The organism is Oleiphilus sp. HI0043, assembly GCF_001634935.1.
In genome coordinates this window covers 1-1,055 of the sequence record NZ_LWEY01000180.1, presented here as the reverse complement: position 1 = coordinate 1,055, position 1,055 = coordinate 1, and the positions used below count along the sequence as shown (strand labels likewise).

The window sequence follows — 1,055 nt, the reverse complement described above, 5'->3', positions numbered from 1 at the left end:
GCGCCGTTGACTAATACCTTACTCATATTTTGACTTAGCTGAATGTTTTGTTGGGGGTCAAACAATGTACAAATAGCTTGTCCTAGTAGCGTTCCGTTTGATTCAGAAAACCAAGTTTGAGCATGACTATTGGTAAATACGATTAAGCCAACAGGGTCGGTAACAAATACCGCATTGGGAATTTCTTCGAAGCCTTTTGATATAAAGGTTCTCATGTCTTGCATGGAATGTATTGCTTCACGTACCTGTGATATTCGATTGGCAACCTTCTCATAATATCGGGGCTTATTGCGTGCTAGTGGTGTTGTGAAGTCGAGTTTGTTTAGATAGTCCTGATGTTCAGATAGGTTGGTTGGATGAGCCCATACAAAGCCCATATGGTAGAAGGATGTCACGCCAGAGTCAGATTCCTGAGCTAGGGTTATCCAGCTGGTGTGCCCATCATGCATCCACTTGTTTGTTGATTTTAAGCGCTGGTAACTAAGCGGCGTATGTTCATCTTGCAGAATAATTTGCTTATCTTTAAGTAGAACGTAGTGCTTAGGTTTTAGCAGGGCATTTAAAGATTCGAAGATTTCTTGCACCGGGTGCTGACCGATATGACGGAAGCTAATCGCAGGTTCTTTTTCAAGCCTTTCCAACTCATGGTTTAAAAATTGGTTTAGCTGCCGCATGCGTTGCCAGCTCCACAAAGGGTATGCGAGTAAAATACCAATGATTGCATTAATGGGTGGAAACCAGGTCTTATCTAGTAGTATTAGTAGGTAGCTAAAACTAAAAACCAACAGTACTAGCAGGATCGCAGAAGGTAAGACATGCGTTGGTTTGAGTCGCGGAAACAGCAGGATAGGGATCATGATGAAAGCAAATGTCAGCAAGTAAGCCCAAACCGAATCAACAGGTCGAATAGCGGTATTATTAAGTAGTGCAGAGTAGGCGTTGGCATGGAGTTCAACGCCAGACATTGAGGTGCCGCTTCTTGATACAGGCGTTGGAATAATATCGCCTAGACCTGCAGCCGTTGCGCCGATCAAAATGGTCTTGTCGCGAAATGC

The 1,055-nt window shown here is 43.6% G+C and carries 1 protein-coding gene; it reads right to left on the bottom strand.

Annotated features, from left to right (window positions below; genetic code table 11):
- Nucleotides 1–1,055 (bottom strand): CHASE2 domain-containing protein (locus A3729_RS03180; protein WP_156497608.1); only part of this gene is annotated, 1,055 nt, incomplete at both ends.